A 13450-nucleotide genomic window follows, 5' to 3' on the forward strand; every position below is an offset into this window, starting at 1 on the left:
CGGGGCCCGGCCGGGTCACCCGGGCGGCGTCCCGTATCCCCCGCCGCCGGGGGTCTCGACCACCAGGACGTCCCCGGGGCGCAGGTCGGCGCTGTCGCAGCCGGCGAGCGGCTGGACGCTGCCGTCGGCGCGCTCGACGTGCGCGGCGCCGAGGGCGCCCGGCAGGCCGCCGGCCATCCCGTACGGCGGCACCCGGCGGTGGCCGGCGAGCGTGCTGACCGTCATCGGTTCGAGGAAGCGCAGGCGCCGTACGACGCCGTCGCCGCCGTGCCAGCGCCCCGCTCCCCCGGTGCCGCGCCGTACGGCGAACTCCTCGACGCGCACCGGGTGGCGCCACTCCAGGACCTCGGGGTCGGTCAGCCGGGAGTTGGTCATGTGGGTCTGCACCGCGCTCGCCCCGTGGTAGCCCTTCCCGGCGCCGGAGCCCGACGCGAGGGTCTCGTAGTACTGGTGGCGTGCGTTGCCGAACGTGACGTTGTTCATGGTCCCCGAGCCCTCCGCCTGGACCTCCATCGCCGCGTACAGGGCGCCGATGACGGCCTGTGAGGTCTCCACGTTCCCCGCGACGACGGCGGCGGGGTAGGCGGGGGCGAGCATCGAGCCGCCGGGGACGACCAGGCGCAGCGGGCGCAGGCTGCCGTCGTTGAGGGGGATGTCGTCGGCGACCAGGGTGCGGAAGACGTAGAGCGCGGCGGCGGTGGTCACCGACGCCGGCGCGTTGAAGTTGGTGGCGAGCTGCGGCGAGGTGCCGGTGAAGTCCAGGGTGGCGGTGCGCCGCGCGTGGTCCACGGTGACGCGGACCGCGATGACCGCGCCGGAGTCCGTCTCGTACCGGCACTGCCCGTCGCGCAGCGCGTCGATGACGCGGCGCACGGCCTCCTCGGCGTTGTCCTGCACGTGCCGCATGTACGCCTGCACCACGTCGAGGCCGAAGTGCTCGATCATCGCGCCGACCTCGTCGACGCCCTTGCGGTTGGCGGCGATCTGGGCGCGCAGGTCGGCGAGGTTGGTGTCGGGGTTGCGGGAGGGGTAGGGGCCGGCGGTCAGCAGCCGGCGGGTCGCGTCCTGGAGCAGCCGGCCGTTCTCCACGAGCAGCCAGTTGTCGAAGAGCACGCCCTCCTCCTCGATGCTGCGGCTGTCCGCGGGCATGGAGCCCGGGCTGCTGCCGCCGATCTCGGCGTGGTGGCCGCGGGAGGCGACGAAGAAGAGGATGCGGGGCCGGCCGGTCTGTTCGGTGTCGAACACCGGCGTGATCACGGTGACGTCGGGCAGGTGGGTGCCGCCGTGGTAGGGGTCGTTGACGGCGTAGCTGTCGCCGGGCTTCATCGTGTCGGCGCGGCGCCGGATGACCTCCTTGACGCCGGCGCCCATGGACCCCAGGTGCACGGGGATGTGCGGGGCGTTGGCGACGAGGTCGCCGTCGTCGTCGAAGAGCGCGCAGGAGAAGTCGAGCCGCTCCTTGATGTTCACCGACTGCGCGGTGGACTCCAGGCGCGCGCCCATCTGTTCGGCGATCGACATGAAGAGGTTGTTGAAGACCTCCAGCATGACCGGGTCGGCCTGGCTGCCGACGTCGGCCCGGTCCGGCTCGGCGGTGCGGCGCAGGACCAGGTGCCCTTCGGGCGCCATCGCCGCCTGCCAGCCCTCGTCGACGACCGTGGTGGAGTTCGTCTCCGTGATGACGGCCGGGCCGGCGACGGACTCCCCCGGACGCATGGACTCCCTTGCGCGCAGCGGCACTTCGCGCCATGCGCCTTGGGTGTACAGGGCCGCGGTCGCGTCCTGCGCCGCCGGTGGCGCCTGCGCGGGCCGCGGTGTCAGGTCCGGCTGCTCGGTCAGGCCGACCGCTTCGGTCGACAGCGACTCCACCACGATCGGGCGGTCCATCAGGAAGGAGTACCTGGCTTCGTGGCCGGCCTCGAAGGCGGCCCTCATGGCGCCGGGTTCCGCGAGGTCCACCGGCACGGTGGTGTCGGTGCCGTCGTAGCGCAGCCGGGCGCGGCAGGTGATCCGGATGCTCTGCGCCGGGACGTCCTCGTCGAGCAGTTCGCGGCGGGCCTGCTCCTCCAGTTCCCGGGCCACCGCCCGGACGCGGTCCATGGCGGCCGGCTCCAGCGGGACCTCCACGGACTGCTCGCGCATCGTGGTGGTGTCGGCCATGCCCATCCCGAGCGCGGAGAGCACCCCGGCCATGGGCGGGACCAGCACAGTGCGCACGCCGAGCGAGTCGGCGACCGCGCAGGCGTGCTGGCCGCCCGCGCCGCCGAACGTGGTCAGCGCGTACTGCGTGATGTCGTGGCCCTTCTGCACCGAGATGCGCTTGACGGCGCCCGCGATGCCGGCGACCGCGACCTGGAGGTAGCCCTCGGCGACCTGCTCCGGTGTGCGCGTGTCGCCCGTCGCCGCGCCGATCCGCCCGGCGAGGTCGGCGAACCGCCGCCGTACGGTCCGCGCGTCCAGCCGCTGGTCCCCGTCCGGCCCGAACACGGCCGGGAAGTGGCCGGGTTGGACGCGGCCGAGCATCACATTGGCGTCGGTCACGGTGAGGGGGCCGCCCTTGCGGTAGCAGGCGGGTCCGGGGTCGGCGCCGGCGGAGTCCGGGCCGACGCGGTAGCGGGTTCCGTCGAAGTGCAGCACCGAGCCGCCCCCGGCGGCCACGGTGTGGATGTCGAGCATCGGCGCCCGCAGGCGTACGCCCGCCACCTGGGCGTCGAGCACCCGCTCGTAGGCTCCGGCGTAGTGCGAGACGTCGGTGGAGGTGCCGCCCATGTCGAAGCCGATGACCCGGTCGTGGCCGGCCGCGCGTGACATGCGCGCCATCCCGACGATGCCGCCGGCCGGACCGGACAGGATCGCGTCCTTGCCGCGGAAGTGCCCGGCCTCGGCCAGCCCGCCGTTGGACTGCATGAACATCAGCCGCACACCGCGGAGTTGCCCGGCGACCTGGTGTACGTAGCGGCGCAGCACCGGCGAGAGGTACGCGTCGACGACCGCGGTGTCCCCGCGCGGGACCACCTTCATCAGCGGGCTGACCTCGCTGGAGAGCGACACCTGCGGGAACCCGAGGCGTTCGGCCAGGGCGCCGACGGCCTGCTCGTGCCGCGGGTGCAGGTGGCTGTGCAGGCAGACGACCGCCACCGCCCGGATGCCGTCGCCGTGGGCGGCGCGCAGGTCGGCCGCCAGCCGCTCCAGGTCGGGGGCGCGCAGGACGGTCCCGTCGGCCGCGATCCGCTCGTCCACCTCGATGACCCGCTCGTAGAGCTGCTCGGGCAGGGCGATCTCGCGCGCGAAGAGGTGCGGCCGGTTCTGGTAGCCGATGCGCAGGGCGTCGGCGAAGCCGCGGGTGATGACGAGGGCGACCCGGTCGCCCTTGCGTTCCAGCAGCGCGTTGGTCGCCACCGTGGTGCCCATCCGGACGCTGTCGACCAGCGCGGCGGGCACGGCCTGGTCCTCGGTCAGGTCCAGCAGGTGCCGGATGCCGGCCACCGCGGCGTCCTGGTAGGCCGCGGGGTTCTCCGACAGCAGCTTGTACGACAGCAGCCGCCCGTCCGGCCGCTGGGCGACCACGTCGGTGAAGGTGCCGCCCCGGTCGACCCAGAAGCGCCAGCCCCGGTTCGCCATGGGCACCAGTATCCGGCCGCCCGCGACCCCGGGCAAAAGTTCCCTTTCACCGTGAAAGGAACGCTCCGGCCGGTCGGCGCCGCGGCGGTCAGCGGTGCTGGCTGGATGCCGGGCTCTTGGAGAAGTTGCCGGTCCAGGCGGCCTTCGCGCCGGAGTCCCCGATCCGGTACACCTGCACGACGGCGCCGGCGGCCACGACCGCGCACACCACGGCCGCGGCGACGCGCAGCGGCATCGCGGCCGCCGCCGCGCCCGTGCCGCCCCCGGCCGGGCCCGCCTGGGCTCGGCGGTGCCACCACCACAGCGCCACGGCGAGGACGAACAGGCCCGCGGCCCAGGGCAGCAGGCCGTCCCCGAGTTCGGCGTGCCTGCGTATGAGCGGGGTGCTGGCGGTGTGCCGCTCCAGCCACTCCCCGGCGTGGGTGGTGAGCGGCACGCTCGCCAGCGTCACCAGCGCCAGGAGCGGCAGCACCAGGCCCATCCGCCGCATCCAGCTCGGCCACACCGCGCAGCCGATGAGCGCGATCCCGGTGAGGGGGACGAGTACGACGACCACGTGCACCAGCAGGATGTGCGCGGGCAGGCCGTTGATCTGGGTGGGACCCACGGAGGGGACCTCCTCGGGGAGGGACTTGGGGAGCGACAACCTACTACAAGCATGTAGACGTTCGTGCGGGCCGGTCCCGCCGCCGGCCTCCCGGGCCGGTCCGCTGTCGCTCGCCTTCGCTCCCGCCGGTCCCGTCTGCGCAGGTCAGCGCCCCCGTGGGTGGTCGCTCCGCCCGTGGGCGTTCTCCTCGGCGTCGAGCGCGCCGAGGTCCATGAGCCGCTGGCCCATCTCCCGCAGGGCGCGGCCGGCGGCGTACTCGTCACCGATCTCGGGCACGAGCCGCTCACCCGGGTGGCAGTGGGCGCTCGCCCACCGGTCCAGCCGGTTGTCGCCGGTGTCGAGCACCACGTGCGCGGTGGTGTCGCCCTCCTTGTCGTCCTCGAAGAGGTCGAGGCGAACGTTCCACGACCTGGTGTGATCCGGTGTGCTCGGCTTGGTCTGCCCCGTCATGAGCGCGCTCCTCTCCGTGGCCGGCACCGTTTCTAGGTGCACCTCTCCTTCCACGCGAACACACCCGGCCGCCGCCCCGGCAGGGCCCTTCGGGCCGTCGCACCGGGACCACCGGCCCACCTGCCTACCGGACGACCGCGACCTGCCCGACCCTTGGAAGCGACATCCCTCCCCGGCCCGGCAAGGAATCCCCTCATGCCCCAAGAGCAGGAACTGCGCGGCGGTTTCATCGGCACGACCGTCCTCGTCGACGGCACGGTCCGCCGCACGCCCACCTCCCCCTACGTACGGCAGGTGCTCGGCCACTTCGCCGACCAGGACTGGCCGGGTGCGCCGCGCTGCCTCGGGTCCGACGCGCAGGGGCGGGACATGTTCACCTTCGTCCCCGGCCTCGTGCCCTGGGAGTACGACGAACGCGTCGCCGCCGTCGGCAGCCTGACGGAGCTGGCCCGTCTGGTCCGCGCCGCGCACGACCTCACCGCCGGCCACCGCCTGGCCGCCGGCGCGGAGGTGGTGTGCCACAACGACCTGTCGTACCGGAACACCGTCTACCGCGACGAGGGCCGCCTGCTGCGCCCGGTCGCGCTCATCGACTGGGACCTGGCGGGACCCGGCCGCCGGGTCCACGACGTGGCCCACCTGTGCTGGCAGTTCCTGCGGCTGGGCCCCGGCCGCGAGACGGACTGGGCCGGGCCGCGGATGCGGGCCGTCGCGGACGCCTACGGGCTGGCCGGCACCGACCGCGCCGACCTGGTGGCAACCGTGCTGTGGTGGCAGGACCGCTGCCGGCAGGGCATCGAGCAGGGCGCGGCCGCAGGCGACCCCGCCATGGTCGGCCTCTGCCGGCGGGGCGTCCCCCAGGAGGTGCGCGCCGCCCACAGCTGGACGGCCGCGCGGCAGCAGGAGCTGACCGCCTTCCTCTGAGGCTCCGCGCCGCGGGGCTCGCGAACTCGGCGCCGCGGGGCTCGCGGGAAGGCGCGCCGGTGCTCCTATTCTGGAGAGGGGGGCGCGGGGAAGCCGCACAGCAGACGGAGGGAGGCGCGGGATGCGTGCTCACGTCGGGGACTGGATCGTCGTGGAGTCCGTGCATGTGGACGGCCACCGCCGCCGCGGCCGGGTCGTCGGCCTGGAGCATCCGGACGGCACACCGCCGTACACCGTGCGCTGGACGGAGGACCACCGGGAGACGCTGTTCTCCCCCGGGCCGGAGGCCCATGTCGAGGCCGAGGGCGAACACACCGGGCGCGGGGGCGGCGGCCGCTGACCGGCCGGGCGCGGCTGGACGGGCGTTCGCTGCCTGACGCCGGGTCAGGGAGGTGCGCCTGGCCGCGTGCCGCACGGCCTTCGGATACCCGGGTGGGGTATCCTCGCAGCGGCTGCGCCGGGAGGCGTGTGCCCAGGCGCGTTGCGAACGGAGGGGTCCGGCGGTGGCGGGCAGGCGGCAGGTCGGCGGGCGGGGCGCTGCCCGGCTGCTGCTGGCGTGCGCGGTCCTGGCCGGCCTGTTCCTGATGCACGGTTCTCCGTTCGGCGCGGCCGAAGGGTGCCATGGCACGGCGGCCGCGCCTGCGGGCATGAGCGTCCCGGCCGCCGCCGCGATGGCGCCGAACGGCCCCGCGGCGGCGGCACACCAGCGCCCCGGCAGCGCGCGGACCGGGGCCGTGCCGGCGATGCGCGGGCAACTGTGCGTGTCGACCCCGGCCCGCCCCCGCCTTGTGCTGCCCGCCGGCGGGCCGCTCCTCGCCGTCGCCGTGCCGGCGGCCGCCCTCCTGGCCTTCGGCCGGCTGCTGGGCAGGCCGCACCGGGCGAGGCGGCGCGGGCCGCCGCCACGGGGCGGGCGCCCGCTCCTGCTCCAGGTGTGTGTCGCGCGGACCTGACCGGGCCGCGCCGGGCCGGCAGTTCCTGCCGAGATCCGGTGAGGTGCCCTGATGACGTCCGCGCACCCGGTGCGGGTGCGCCCACCCGGAAAGACCCCACCCATGTCTGCTTCTTCCCGCATCAGTACCGCCATGCGCCGCCGCGCCCTCGCGGCTGCCGCCGCGGCCGTACTCGCGACCACCCTGGCCGCGTGCGGCTCCAGCGGCTCCGGCGGCCACGGCGCCATGCCCGGCACGCACCACGGCGCGATGCCGTCGGCCACCGGCGCCGCCGCAGCCACTGCCACTGCCACCGCCACGTCAGGTATGCCCGGCATGCCCGGCATGGGCGCCACCGCGGGCGGCGACGGCCTGTCCGACCACGCGGACGGCTACCGCCTCACCAGCGCCGCCACCACGCTGCCCGCCGGCACCCCCGCCCCCTACCGCTTCACCGTCGTTGGCCCGGACGGCAGGCCGGTCACCGCGTTCCGGGTCGACCAGACCAAGCGGCTGCACTTCTACGCGATCCGCTCGGACCTGACCGGCTTCCAGCACCTGCACCCGGTCATGGCCCAGGACGGCACCTGGACCGCGCGCCCGGCCGCCCTCGCGCCCGGCTCCTGGCGGATGTTCGCCGCTTTCACCCCGGCGGCCGGGCCGGGCGCGGGCACCGCGTTCGTGCTGTCCCGTCCGGTCACCGTCCCCGGCGCCGCCACCGCGACCCCGCTGCCCGCCGCGTCGGCCACGGCCACCGCCGACGGCTACACCGTCACCGTCAAGGGCGACCTGATGGCGGGCATGGAGCACCCGCTGACCGTGCACCTCGCCACGTCGAAGGACGGCCGGCCCGTCACCGGCCTCCAGCCGTACCTGGACAGCTACGCGCACCTGACCGCCTTCCACGAGGGCGACGCCGCCTTCGCGCACCTGCACCCCACCACGGCGGCCGACGGCGGCCACGGCGGCCCGGACCTGTCCTTCCACGCCGAGCTGCCGAAGCCGGGGAACTGGCGGATGTTCCTCCAGTTCCGGGCCGCCGGAGCCCTGCACACCGCGGCGCTGACCCTGCGCGTGAGCTGACCGTGAGCTGACCCCGTCCGAAGGGGGTCCGAAGGGGGCGCCGACCGGCAGCGGCGCCCCCACCACCCGATCGGCCGGGCCGCCCCGCGCCTGCGCGCGGCGCCGCGCGGTCCCGCTCCCTCCACGGGGAAGGCTGTGACGTATGCACGCGATCCTGCACGCCCTGTCGATCACCGGCTCGATGGCCTGGGAGATCACCTGGGCCCTGATCCTGGGCTTCGCCCTGTCCGCCGTCGTGCAGGCGGTCGTCCGCACCTCCACCGTCGTGGCGCTCCTGGGCGACGACCGCCCCCGCACTTTGGCGCTCTCCGCCGGTCTGGGCGCGGCCTCGTCGTCCTGCTCCTACGCGGCGGTGGCGCTGGCGCGCTCGCTGTTCCGCCGGGGCGCCGACTTCACCGCGGCGATGGCGTTCGAGATCGCCTCCACCAACCTTGTCGCCGAACTCGGCGTCATCCTCGCGCTGTTGATGGGGTGGCAGTTCACGCTCGCGGAGTTCACCGGCGGCCCGATCATGATCGTCGTCCTGGCGGTGCTGTTCCGGCTGCTGCTGCGCGACCGGTTGCTGCGCACGGCCCGGGCGCAGGCCGAACGCGGCGTGGCCGGTGCCATGGAGGGCCATGCCGCGATGGACATGTCCGTACGGGGCGAGGGCTCCTTCGCCCGGCGCCTGCTGTCGCCCGACGGGTTCACCGCGACCTCGCACGTGTTCGTCATGGAGTGGGCGGCGATCCTGCGGGACCTGGTGGTCGGCCTGTTCGTCGCGGGCGCCATTGCCGCCTGGGTGCCCGACGCGTTCTGGCGCGCGTTCTTCTTCGACGGCCACCCGCTGGCGTCCAAGTTCTGGGGTCCGCTGATCGGCCCGCTGGTCGCGATCGCCTCGTTCGTCTGCTCCATCGGGAACGTGCCGCTCGCGGTCGTGCTGTGGAAGGGCGGGATCAGTTTCGGCGGGGTCGTCGCGTTCGTCTTCGCCGACCTGATCATCCTGCCGATCCTGAGCATCTACCGGAAGTACTACGGCGCCCGTATGGCCCTCTTCCTGCTCGGCACCTTCTACGCGGCCGCCGTCGTCGCCGGATACGCCGTCGAGCTGGTATTCGGCGGCCTCGGCCTCGTCCCCGACCAGGCCGACGCCACCATCCCCGCCGAAGGCGTCACCTGGAACTACACCACCGTCCTCAACATCGCCTTCCTCCTCCTGGCCGCCGCGCTCCTGACCCGCTTCCTGCGCACCGGCGGCCTCGGCATGCTCCGCATGATGGGCGGCGCCCCCAGCACGGACAGCGACCACTCCCACCACTAGGGTCCGTCCCGCCGATCACCGTCGCCCCAGGCTCTCAGCGGACGACCGAGACCGCGAAGGGGGCGAACCCGCTGGAGCGGATCACGTGGTGCACGAACAGGATCGCGGCCTCGGTGGCGCGGGCGGTCCCGATCCCGCCGAGGTCCGTGATCCACTCCTGCTGCCAGCCGAGGTCGGTGAGCAGTTCACGGACGGTCTGCTTGGCCTGCGGGTCCTCGCCGGAGAGGAAGGCGGTCGGCGCCTGGGCGAGCGCGCCGGGCGCGGTCATCACGGGGAAGAGCATCGTGTTGAGCGTCTTGACGACGCGCGTTTCCGGGAGTGCCTCCTGGAGTTGCTCGGCCAGGCTCGAACCGGGGTAGAGCAGGTCGGCGGGCAGCCCGTCCGGTCCGTCGACGGTGGCGTTGGAGACGTCGACGAGGATCTTGCCGCGCAGTTCGTCGCGCAGTGCGGTGAGCCGCTCCAGCGAGCCGGCGCCCGGGGTGGCGTTGACGACGATCCGCGCCTCCTCGGCGGCGTCGGCGGCGGCGCCCGGCGCGCGGCCCACCGCCGTCACCCGGTGGCCTGCGCGGGTGAGGGCCTGGGCGAGGTTGCCGCCGACGCGGCCGTTGCCGAGGACTGCGATGGTGGTCATGGTGTTCTGTTCCTTCGGTGGGTGCGGGTCGTGGTGGGTGGTCAGCGGGAGAGCGTGGTGACGGCCCGGGCGTGGACGCCGGGCGCGGCGGCCAGGAAGCTCGCGCTCTGCGGGGTCCAGGGGCGGCCCTCGGCGTCGGTGATCCGTCCGCCGGCCTCGGTGACGAGCAGGGCTCCGGGGAGCAGGTCCGCGCGGGCGCCGGCGAACTGCCAGAAGGCGTCGAGCCGGCCGGCGGCCACGTCCAGCAGGTGCAGGGTCGCGGGGACGGCGACGCGGACGACGAGCGCGTCGAGGAGCATCGCGGTGATCGAGGAGCCGATGCGCCGCACGACCTTCTCGTCCTCGTCCGGCCGGGCCTGGCTGGTGGCGACCAGGCTCAAGCCGAGGTCCGCGGTCGGGGACACGTGCAGGGGCCGGCCGTCGAGGTGGGCGCCGGCGCCGGCGAGCGCGGTGTAGGTCCGGCCGGTCAGCGGCTGGTGGACCGCGGTGAGCACCGGCCGGTTGTCGCGCACGAGAGTGGCGGTAACCGCCCATTCGGGCAGGGCGTGCAGGTGGTTGACGTTGCCCTCGGCCGGGTCCACGACCCACCACTCGCCGGACGGCAGCGCCCCGCCGTCCAGTTCGTTCTCCACCCAGCCGGCGTCCGGGCGCAGGCGCGTCAGGCGGGGGCGCAGGACGGCGAGGGCCGCGTCGTCGTTGGCGGCGAGCACACCCATCAGCTCTTCACGGGTCCGAGGAGCGGCCACGTCCCCGAAGCGCTCCCGCAGCACCGAACCCGCCGCGCGTACGGCGTCGGCGGTCCGCGCGAGCAGGTCGGTGTCGGACGCGGAGTCGGCGGGCGCGGCGATTTCGGCGGTGCGGATCGATTCGGACATGGTGGTGCTCCCATCGGAGGAGGGGGTGGTCGAGCAGACCGGGCGAAACCGCGTTCCGTTCGCGCCTGCCCTTCGAAAGTAGAGCGGCCGATCATTAACCTCAAGTGCATGTCACGCACTACTGAGATGACTCCCGCGCAATTGGATCTGCTCCCCTCCCGCAGCGCCCGCGAAGCCCGTCGAGATGCCCCGACGGGACGCTACTGGTCAGCAGCGTCCGGAGCGGTGAACAGGCCCTGGAGGGTCTGGGTCGCCAGGTCGAGCAGCCAGGTGTGGGCGGGGTCGTCGTCGTAGCGCTGGTGCCAGAGCAGATAGAGCGGCACGGGTGGCAGGTCGAAGGGCAACGGCAGTGTGGTCAGGCCCAGTTGGTCGCGGGCGGAGCGGGTGACCGCGTCGGGGAGGGTGACCACGACGTCGGCGTCACGGGCGAGTTGCAGGGCGGTGTCCGTCGCGGGGGCGGAGACGATGACACGGCGCTCGTGGCCGAGGGCGGCGACGGCGTCGTCCACCCGGTTGCGCAGGCTCCCCCGCCGGGAGACGGTCACGTGATCGGCCGCGGCGTACCTCTCGACCGTCACCGGCCCGTCGGTGAGCGGATGGCCCGCCCGGACCGCGAGGATGATCCGGTCCTGGCCGATGAGGCGGTGACGGATGTCGGGCTGGGGCGGGGGTCCGGCGCTGGAGGCCACATCGACCTCTCCGCGACGCAGCTCTGGGGTGTCGTGGCCGGGCTCGACCGTGAGGCGCATCTTCACCTTCGGGGCCTGGCGGTGCACCGCGGCGACCAGGGCAGTCCCGCAGGCGGTGGTGAGGGCGTCGTGCAGGCGAACGGTGAACACCCGCTCCAGGTCCGCCAGGTCGAGGTCCGTACGGGAGGACAGCAACTGGTGGGCCTGCTGCACCAGGACGTGGACCTCGGTGCGCATGGCCAGTGCGCGGGGGGTGGGCGTCATGTGGCGTCCGGTGCGGACCAGGATCTGGTCGCCGGTGGCTTTGCGGATGCGGCCCAGCGAGCGGCTCATCGCCGGCGCGGTGACATGGAGCCGGTCCGCGGCTCCGGCCACGCTGCCCTCTTCCAGCAGCGCGTCCAGGGCGGTGAGCAGATTCAAGTCCAGTTGCATGGCAGTAACTATATGAATGAAGAGCATGCACTTGCTGTTAGGCGGTATTCCTGGTGATCACGCGCGGAACCGGATGACGAGTGCCGGGCCGGACAGGTGGCGGAACGTGCCGGGTCCCGGCGGAGCACCGGTCGGCCACCGTGTTGGCGGTAGCGGGCACCCTGATGCCGCAGCGGCGGTGCCGCGGACGCCGACGGCCCTGCGGCAGCGGTCACTTGGCCGCCGCGGCGCTCCGGATGGTCCTGCTCCGCGTGCACACGTGTCCGGGCGCCCGCAGGGTGAGGTCATGGCAGAGACACGTGCCCGACAGTCCCGTGTGCCGTCCCACCGGTCCGGCTCCCGCAGCGGGCATCCGAAGGACGCGCACGACGCGGCCGAGCGGGCCGCCCACCTCCTCGGCGAGCTGATCCGGCGTCCGACCGAGGGCTGCTCCGCGGTCGCGCCGCTGGAGGAGGGCGGCTGGCGCGTCGGCGTGGACGTGGTCGAGGTCGCCCGTATCCCGGACACCACGAGCCTGCTGGCGACGTACGAGGTCGAGCTGGCCGAGGACGGCGCACTGCGCAGCTACCGCCGCGTCCACCGCTACCGGCGCGGCGCCGTCGACGAGTGACCCGCCGACCACTGAGCCGTCGCCGCTCCAGCCGCCCTGTCCCCCGGGGCCCACCCGAAAGATTGGTACCGCCGTGACCGTCATCACCGATGGAGTCGTGTGCCCCCCGCGTGCGGGCACGCTCTACGACGTTCTGGACCTCATCCTCGACCGGGGCATGGTCATCGACGTGTTCGTCCGGGTGTCCCTGGTCGGCATCGAGATCCTCAAGATCGACGCGCGCATCGTCGTGGCCAGCGTGGACACGTACCTGCGCTTCGCCGAGGCGTGCAACCGCCTGGACCTGGAGAACGACTCCACCAGCCGCACCGTCCCGGAGCTGTTCGGCGGGGCCTCCGCCGCCATAGGCAAGACCGGCGCCAAGCGGGCCGCCCGGTCGGTGGGCGACAAGGTCAAGGACGCCATCGGCGTCGGAGGCGACGGGGACGACGAGGACGAGGGCGACGAGGAGGAGCAGGAGCGGCCGCGGCGCAAGAGCTCGGCCCGCCGCTCCGGCAGTTCCTCCGGGAGCCGTTCCAGCTCTCGTTCCGGCAGCCGGTCCCGGCGTCACGACGAGGAGGACTGACCGTGGGGAGCACTTACGTCTACGGGGTGACCGCGGCGGACGTCGTCCTGCCCCGCCAGGTGCATGGCATCGGTGATCCGCCGGCCCGGCTGCGCACGCTGGTCGCGGGCCCGCTGGCCGCCGTGGTCAGCGCCGCCCCGCAGCGGCTGCGCGCCTACCGCCGGGACCTGCACGCGCACCAGAACGTCCTGCTGTCGCTGTCCGGCAGCGGCCCGGTGCTCCCGGCCCGGTTCGGCGTGGTGGCCGACGACGAGGACGCCCTGCTCGCTCAGCTGCGGACCGGCGCCGACGGCTACCGGGCCGCGCTGGCCCGGATCTCCGGCCGCGTCGAGCTGAACCTCAAGGTCTCCCCGGTCGAGGCCGGCCTCGCGGACCTCACCCGCACCGACCCGCAGGTGCGGCGGCTGCGGGAGGAGGTACGGCGGCGGCCCGGCTACGACACGAGCGTGCGGCTCGGCGAGGCCGTCGCCGCGGGCCTGCGCCGGCGCGCGGAGGAGGTGGGGCGGCAGGCGGCTGCCGCGCTGGCGGCGCTCGCCGAGGAGACGGCTCCCGGCCCGGACGTTCCCGGCTGCGTGCTGAACGCGTCCTTCCTCGTCGCCGCCGACCGCACGGACGACTGCCGCGCCGCGGTGGACACGCTCGCCGCCCGGAACGTCTTCGGCGCCGGGCTGCGGCTGACCGGTCCGCTGCCGTGCTACAGCTTCTCCGACGTACCGGCCCTCGCGGGGACCTGA

At 74.2% G+C, this 13450-nt stretch carries 14 protein-coding genes; 8 read left to right on the top strand and 6 right to left on the bottom strand.

The features are described from left to right. Positions 1-15 precede the first annotated feature (15 nt). The 3 genes from AC3ERT_RS23720 to AC3ERT_RS23730 form a co-directional block, all read right to left on the bottom strand. A complete protein-coding gene (locus AC3ERT_RS23720) occupies positions 16-3621 on the bottom strand; it encodes a hydantoinase B/oxoprolinase family protein (protein ID WP_435176656.1) in 3606 nt (1201 codons plus the stop codon). 88 nt (positions 3622-3709) lie between these two features. Continuing rightward, positions 3710-4228: a DUF2231 domain-containing protein gene (locus AC3ERT_RS23725; protein ID WP_435176658.1), complete on the bottom strand. Its 519-nt coding sequence runs from the start codon at positions 4226-4228 to the stop codon at positions 3710-3712. Between the two features lie 144 nt (positions 4229-4372). Further along, a complete protein-coding gene (locus AC3ERT_RS23730) occupies positions 4373-4678 on the bottom strand; it encodes a dsRBD fold-containing protein (protein ID WP_435176660.1) in 306 nt (101 codons plus the stop codon). Between the two features lie 195 nt (positions 4679-4873). On the opposite strand from AC3ERT_RS23730, the gene AC3ERT_RS23735 reads away from it, so the two are divergent. The 5 genes from AC3ERT_RS23735 to AC3ERT_RS23755 all read left to right on the top strand — a co-directional run bounded on the left by AC3ERT_RS23735 (position 4874) and on the right by AC3ERT_RS23755 (position 8914). Beyond that, the gene (locus AC3ERT_RS23735; RefSeq protein ID WP_435176662.1) at positions 4874-5602 is read left to right on the top strand and encodes a phosphotransferase family protein; all 729 of its coding nucleotides are present in this window, start codon (positions 4874-4876) and stop codon (positions 5600-5602) included. 121 nt (positions 5603-5723) lie between these two features. Further along, positions 5724-5942, top strand: a complete 219-nt coding sequence (locus AC3ERT_RS23740) for a DUF1918 domain-containing protein (RefSeq protein ID WP_335980342.1) — start codon at positions 5724-5726, stop codon at positions 5940-5942. Positions 5943-6105: 163 nt separating this feature from the next. Beyond that, positions 6106-6552, top strand: coding sequence for a hypothetical protein (locus tag AC3ERT_RS23745; RefSeq protein WP_435176664.1), 447 nt, complete (start codon positions 6106-6108; stop codon positions 6550-6552). A 102-nt stretch (positions 6553-6654) separates the two neighbouring features. Beyond that, positions 6655-7614: a hypothetical protein gene (locus AC3ERT_RS23750; RefSeq protein ID WP_435176666.1), complete on the top strand. Its 960-nt coding sequence runs from the start codon at positions 6655-6657 to the stop codon at positions 7612-7614. Positions 7615-7756: 142 nt separating this feature from the next. Further along, a complete protein-coding gene (locus tag AC3ERT_RS23755; protein WP_435134359.1) occupies positions 7757-8914 on the top strand; it encodes a permease in 1158 nt (385 codons plus the stop codon). A 34-nt stretch (positions 8915-8948) separates the two neighbouring features. Here the strand turns inward: AC3ERT_RS23755 and AC3ERT_RS23760 are convergent, their stop codons facing one another. From AC3ERT_RS23760 to AC3ERT_RS23770, 3 genes are all read right to left on the bottom strand, one after another. Next, on the bottom strand, positions 8949-9545 hold the full coding sequence (locus AC3ERT_RS23760) for an NADPH-dependent F420 reductase (RefSeq protein ID WP_435176668.1): 597 nt from the start codon (positions 9543-9545) through the stop codon (positions 8949-8951). A 41-nt stretch (positions 9546-9586) separates the two neighbouring features. Further along, complete coding sequence (locus AC3ERT_RS23765) at positions 9587-10420, bottom strand: inositol monophosphatase family protein (protein WP_435176670.1); 834 nt, start codon at positions 10418-10420, stop codon at positions 9587-9589. A gap of 200 nt (positions 10421-10620) precedes the next feature. Continuing rightward, positions 10621-11541: a LysR family transcriptional regulator gene (locus AC3ERT_RS23770; protein WP_435176672.1), complete on the bottom strand. Its 921-nt coding sequence runs from the start codon at positions 11539-11541 to the stop codon at positions 10621-10623. Between the two features lie 286 nt (positions 11542-11827). On the opposite strand from AC3ERT_RS23770, the gene AC3ERT_RS23775 reads away from it, so the two are divergent. From AC3ERT_RS23775 to AC3ERT_RS23785, 3 genes are all read left to right on the top strand, one after another. Continuing rightward, positions 11828-12151: a gas vesicle protein GvpO gene (locus AC3ERT_RS23775; protein WP_435176674.1), complete on the top strand. Its 324-nt coding sequence runs from the start codon at positions 11828-11830 to the stop codon at positions 12149-12151. Between the two features lie 73 nt (positions 12152-12224). Beyond that, a complete protein-coding gene (gene gvpJ / locus AC3ERT_RS23780; RefSeq protein ID WP_435134369.1) occupies positions 12225-12716 on the top strand; it encodes a gas vesicle protein GvpJ in 492 nt (163 codons plus the stop codon). Positions 12717-12718: 2 nt separating this feature from the next. Beyond that, positions 12719-13450: a GvpL/GvpF family gas vesicle protein gene (locus AC3ERT_RS23785; RefSeq protein ID WP_435176676.1), complete on the top strand. Its 732-nt coding sequence runs from the start codon at positions 12719-12721 to the stop codon at positions 13448-13450.

The organism is Actinacidiphila sp. bgisy145 (assembly GCF_057708125.1).

What these genes read in the sequence shown, in the direction of transcription:
- AC3ERT_RS23720 (WP_435176656.1), bottom strand. Translation starts at nt 3,621, where the DNA reads ATGGCGAACCGGGGCTGGCGCTTCTGGGTCGACCGGGGCGGCACCTTC.
- AC3ERT_RS23730 (WP_435176660.1), bottom strand. Translation starts at nt 4,678, where the DNA reads ATGACGGGGCAGACCAAGCCGAGCACACCGGATCACACCAGGTCGTGG.
- AC3ERT_RS23735 (WP_435176662.1), top strand. Translation starts at nt 4,874, where the DNA reads ATGCCCCAAGAGCAGGAACTGCGCGGCGGTTTCATCGGCACGACCGTC.
- AC3ERT_RS23740 (WP_335980342.1), top strand. Translation starts at nt 5,724, where the DNA reads ATGCGTGCTCACGTCGGGGACTGGATCGTCGTGGAGTCCGTGCATGTG.
- AC3ERT_RS23750 (WP_435176666.1), top strand. Translation starts at nt 6,655, where the DNA reads ATGTCTGCTTCTTCCCGCATCAGTACCGCCATGCGCCGCCGCGCCCTC.
- AC3ERT_RS23755 (WP_435134359.1), top strand. Translation starts at nt 7,757, where the DNA reads ATGCACGCGATCCTGCACGCCCTGTCGATCACCGGCTCGATGGCCTGG.
- AC3ERT_RS23760 (WP_435176668.1), bottom strand. Translation starts at nt 9,545, where the DNA reads ATGACCACCATCGCAGTCCTCGGCAACGGCCGCGTCGGCGGCAACCTC.
- AC3ERT_RS23765 (WP_435176670.1), bottom strand. Translation starts at nt 10,420, where the DNA reads ATGTCCGAATCGATCCGCACCGCCGAAATCGCCGCGCCCGCCGACTCC.
- AC3ERT_RS23770 (WP_435176672.1), bottom strand. Translation starts at nt 11,541, where the DNA reads ATGCAACTGGACTTGAATCTGCTCACCGCCCTGGACGCGCTGCTGGAA.
- AC3ERT_RS23775 (WP_435176674.1), top strand. Translation starts at nt 11,828, where the DNA reads ATGGCAGAGACACGTGCCCGACAGTCCCGTGTGCCGTCCCACCGGTCC.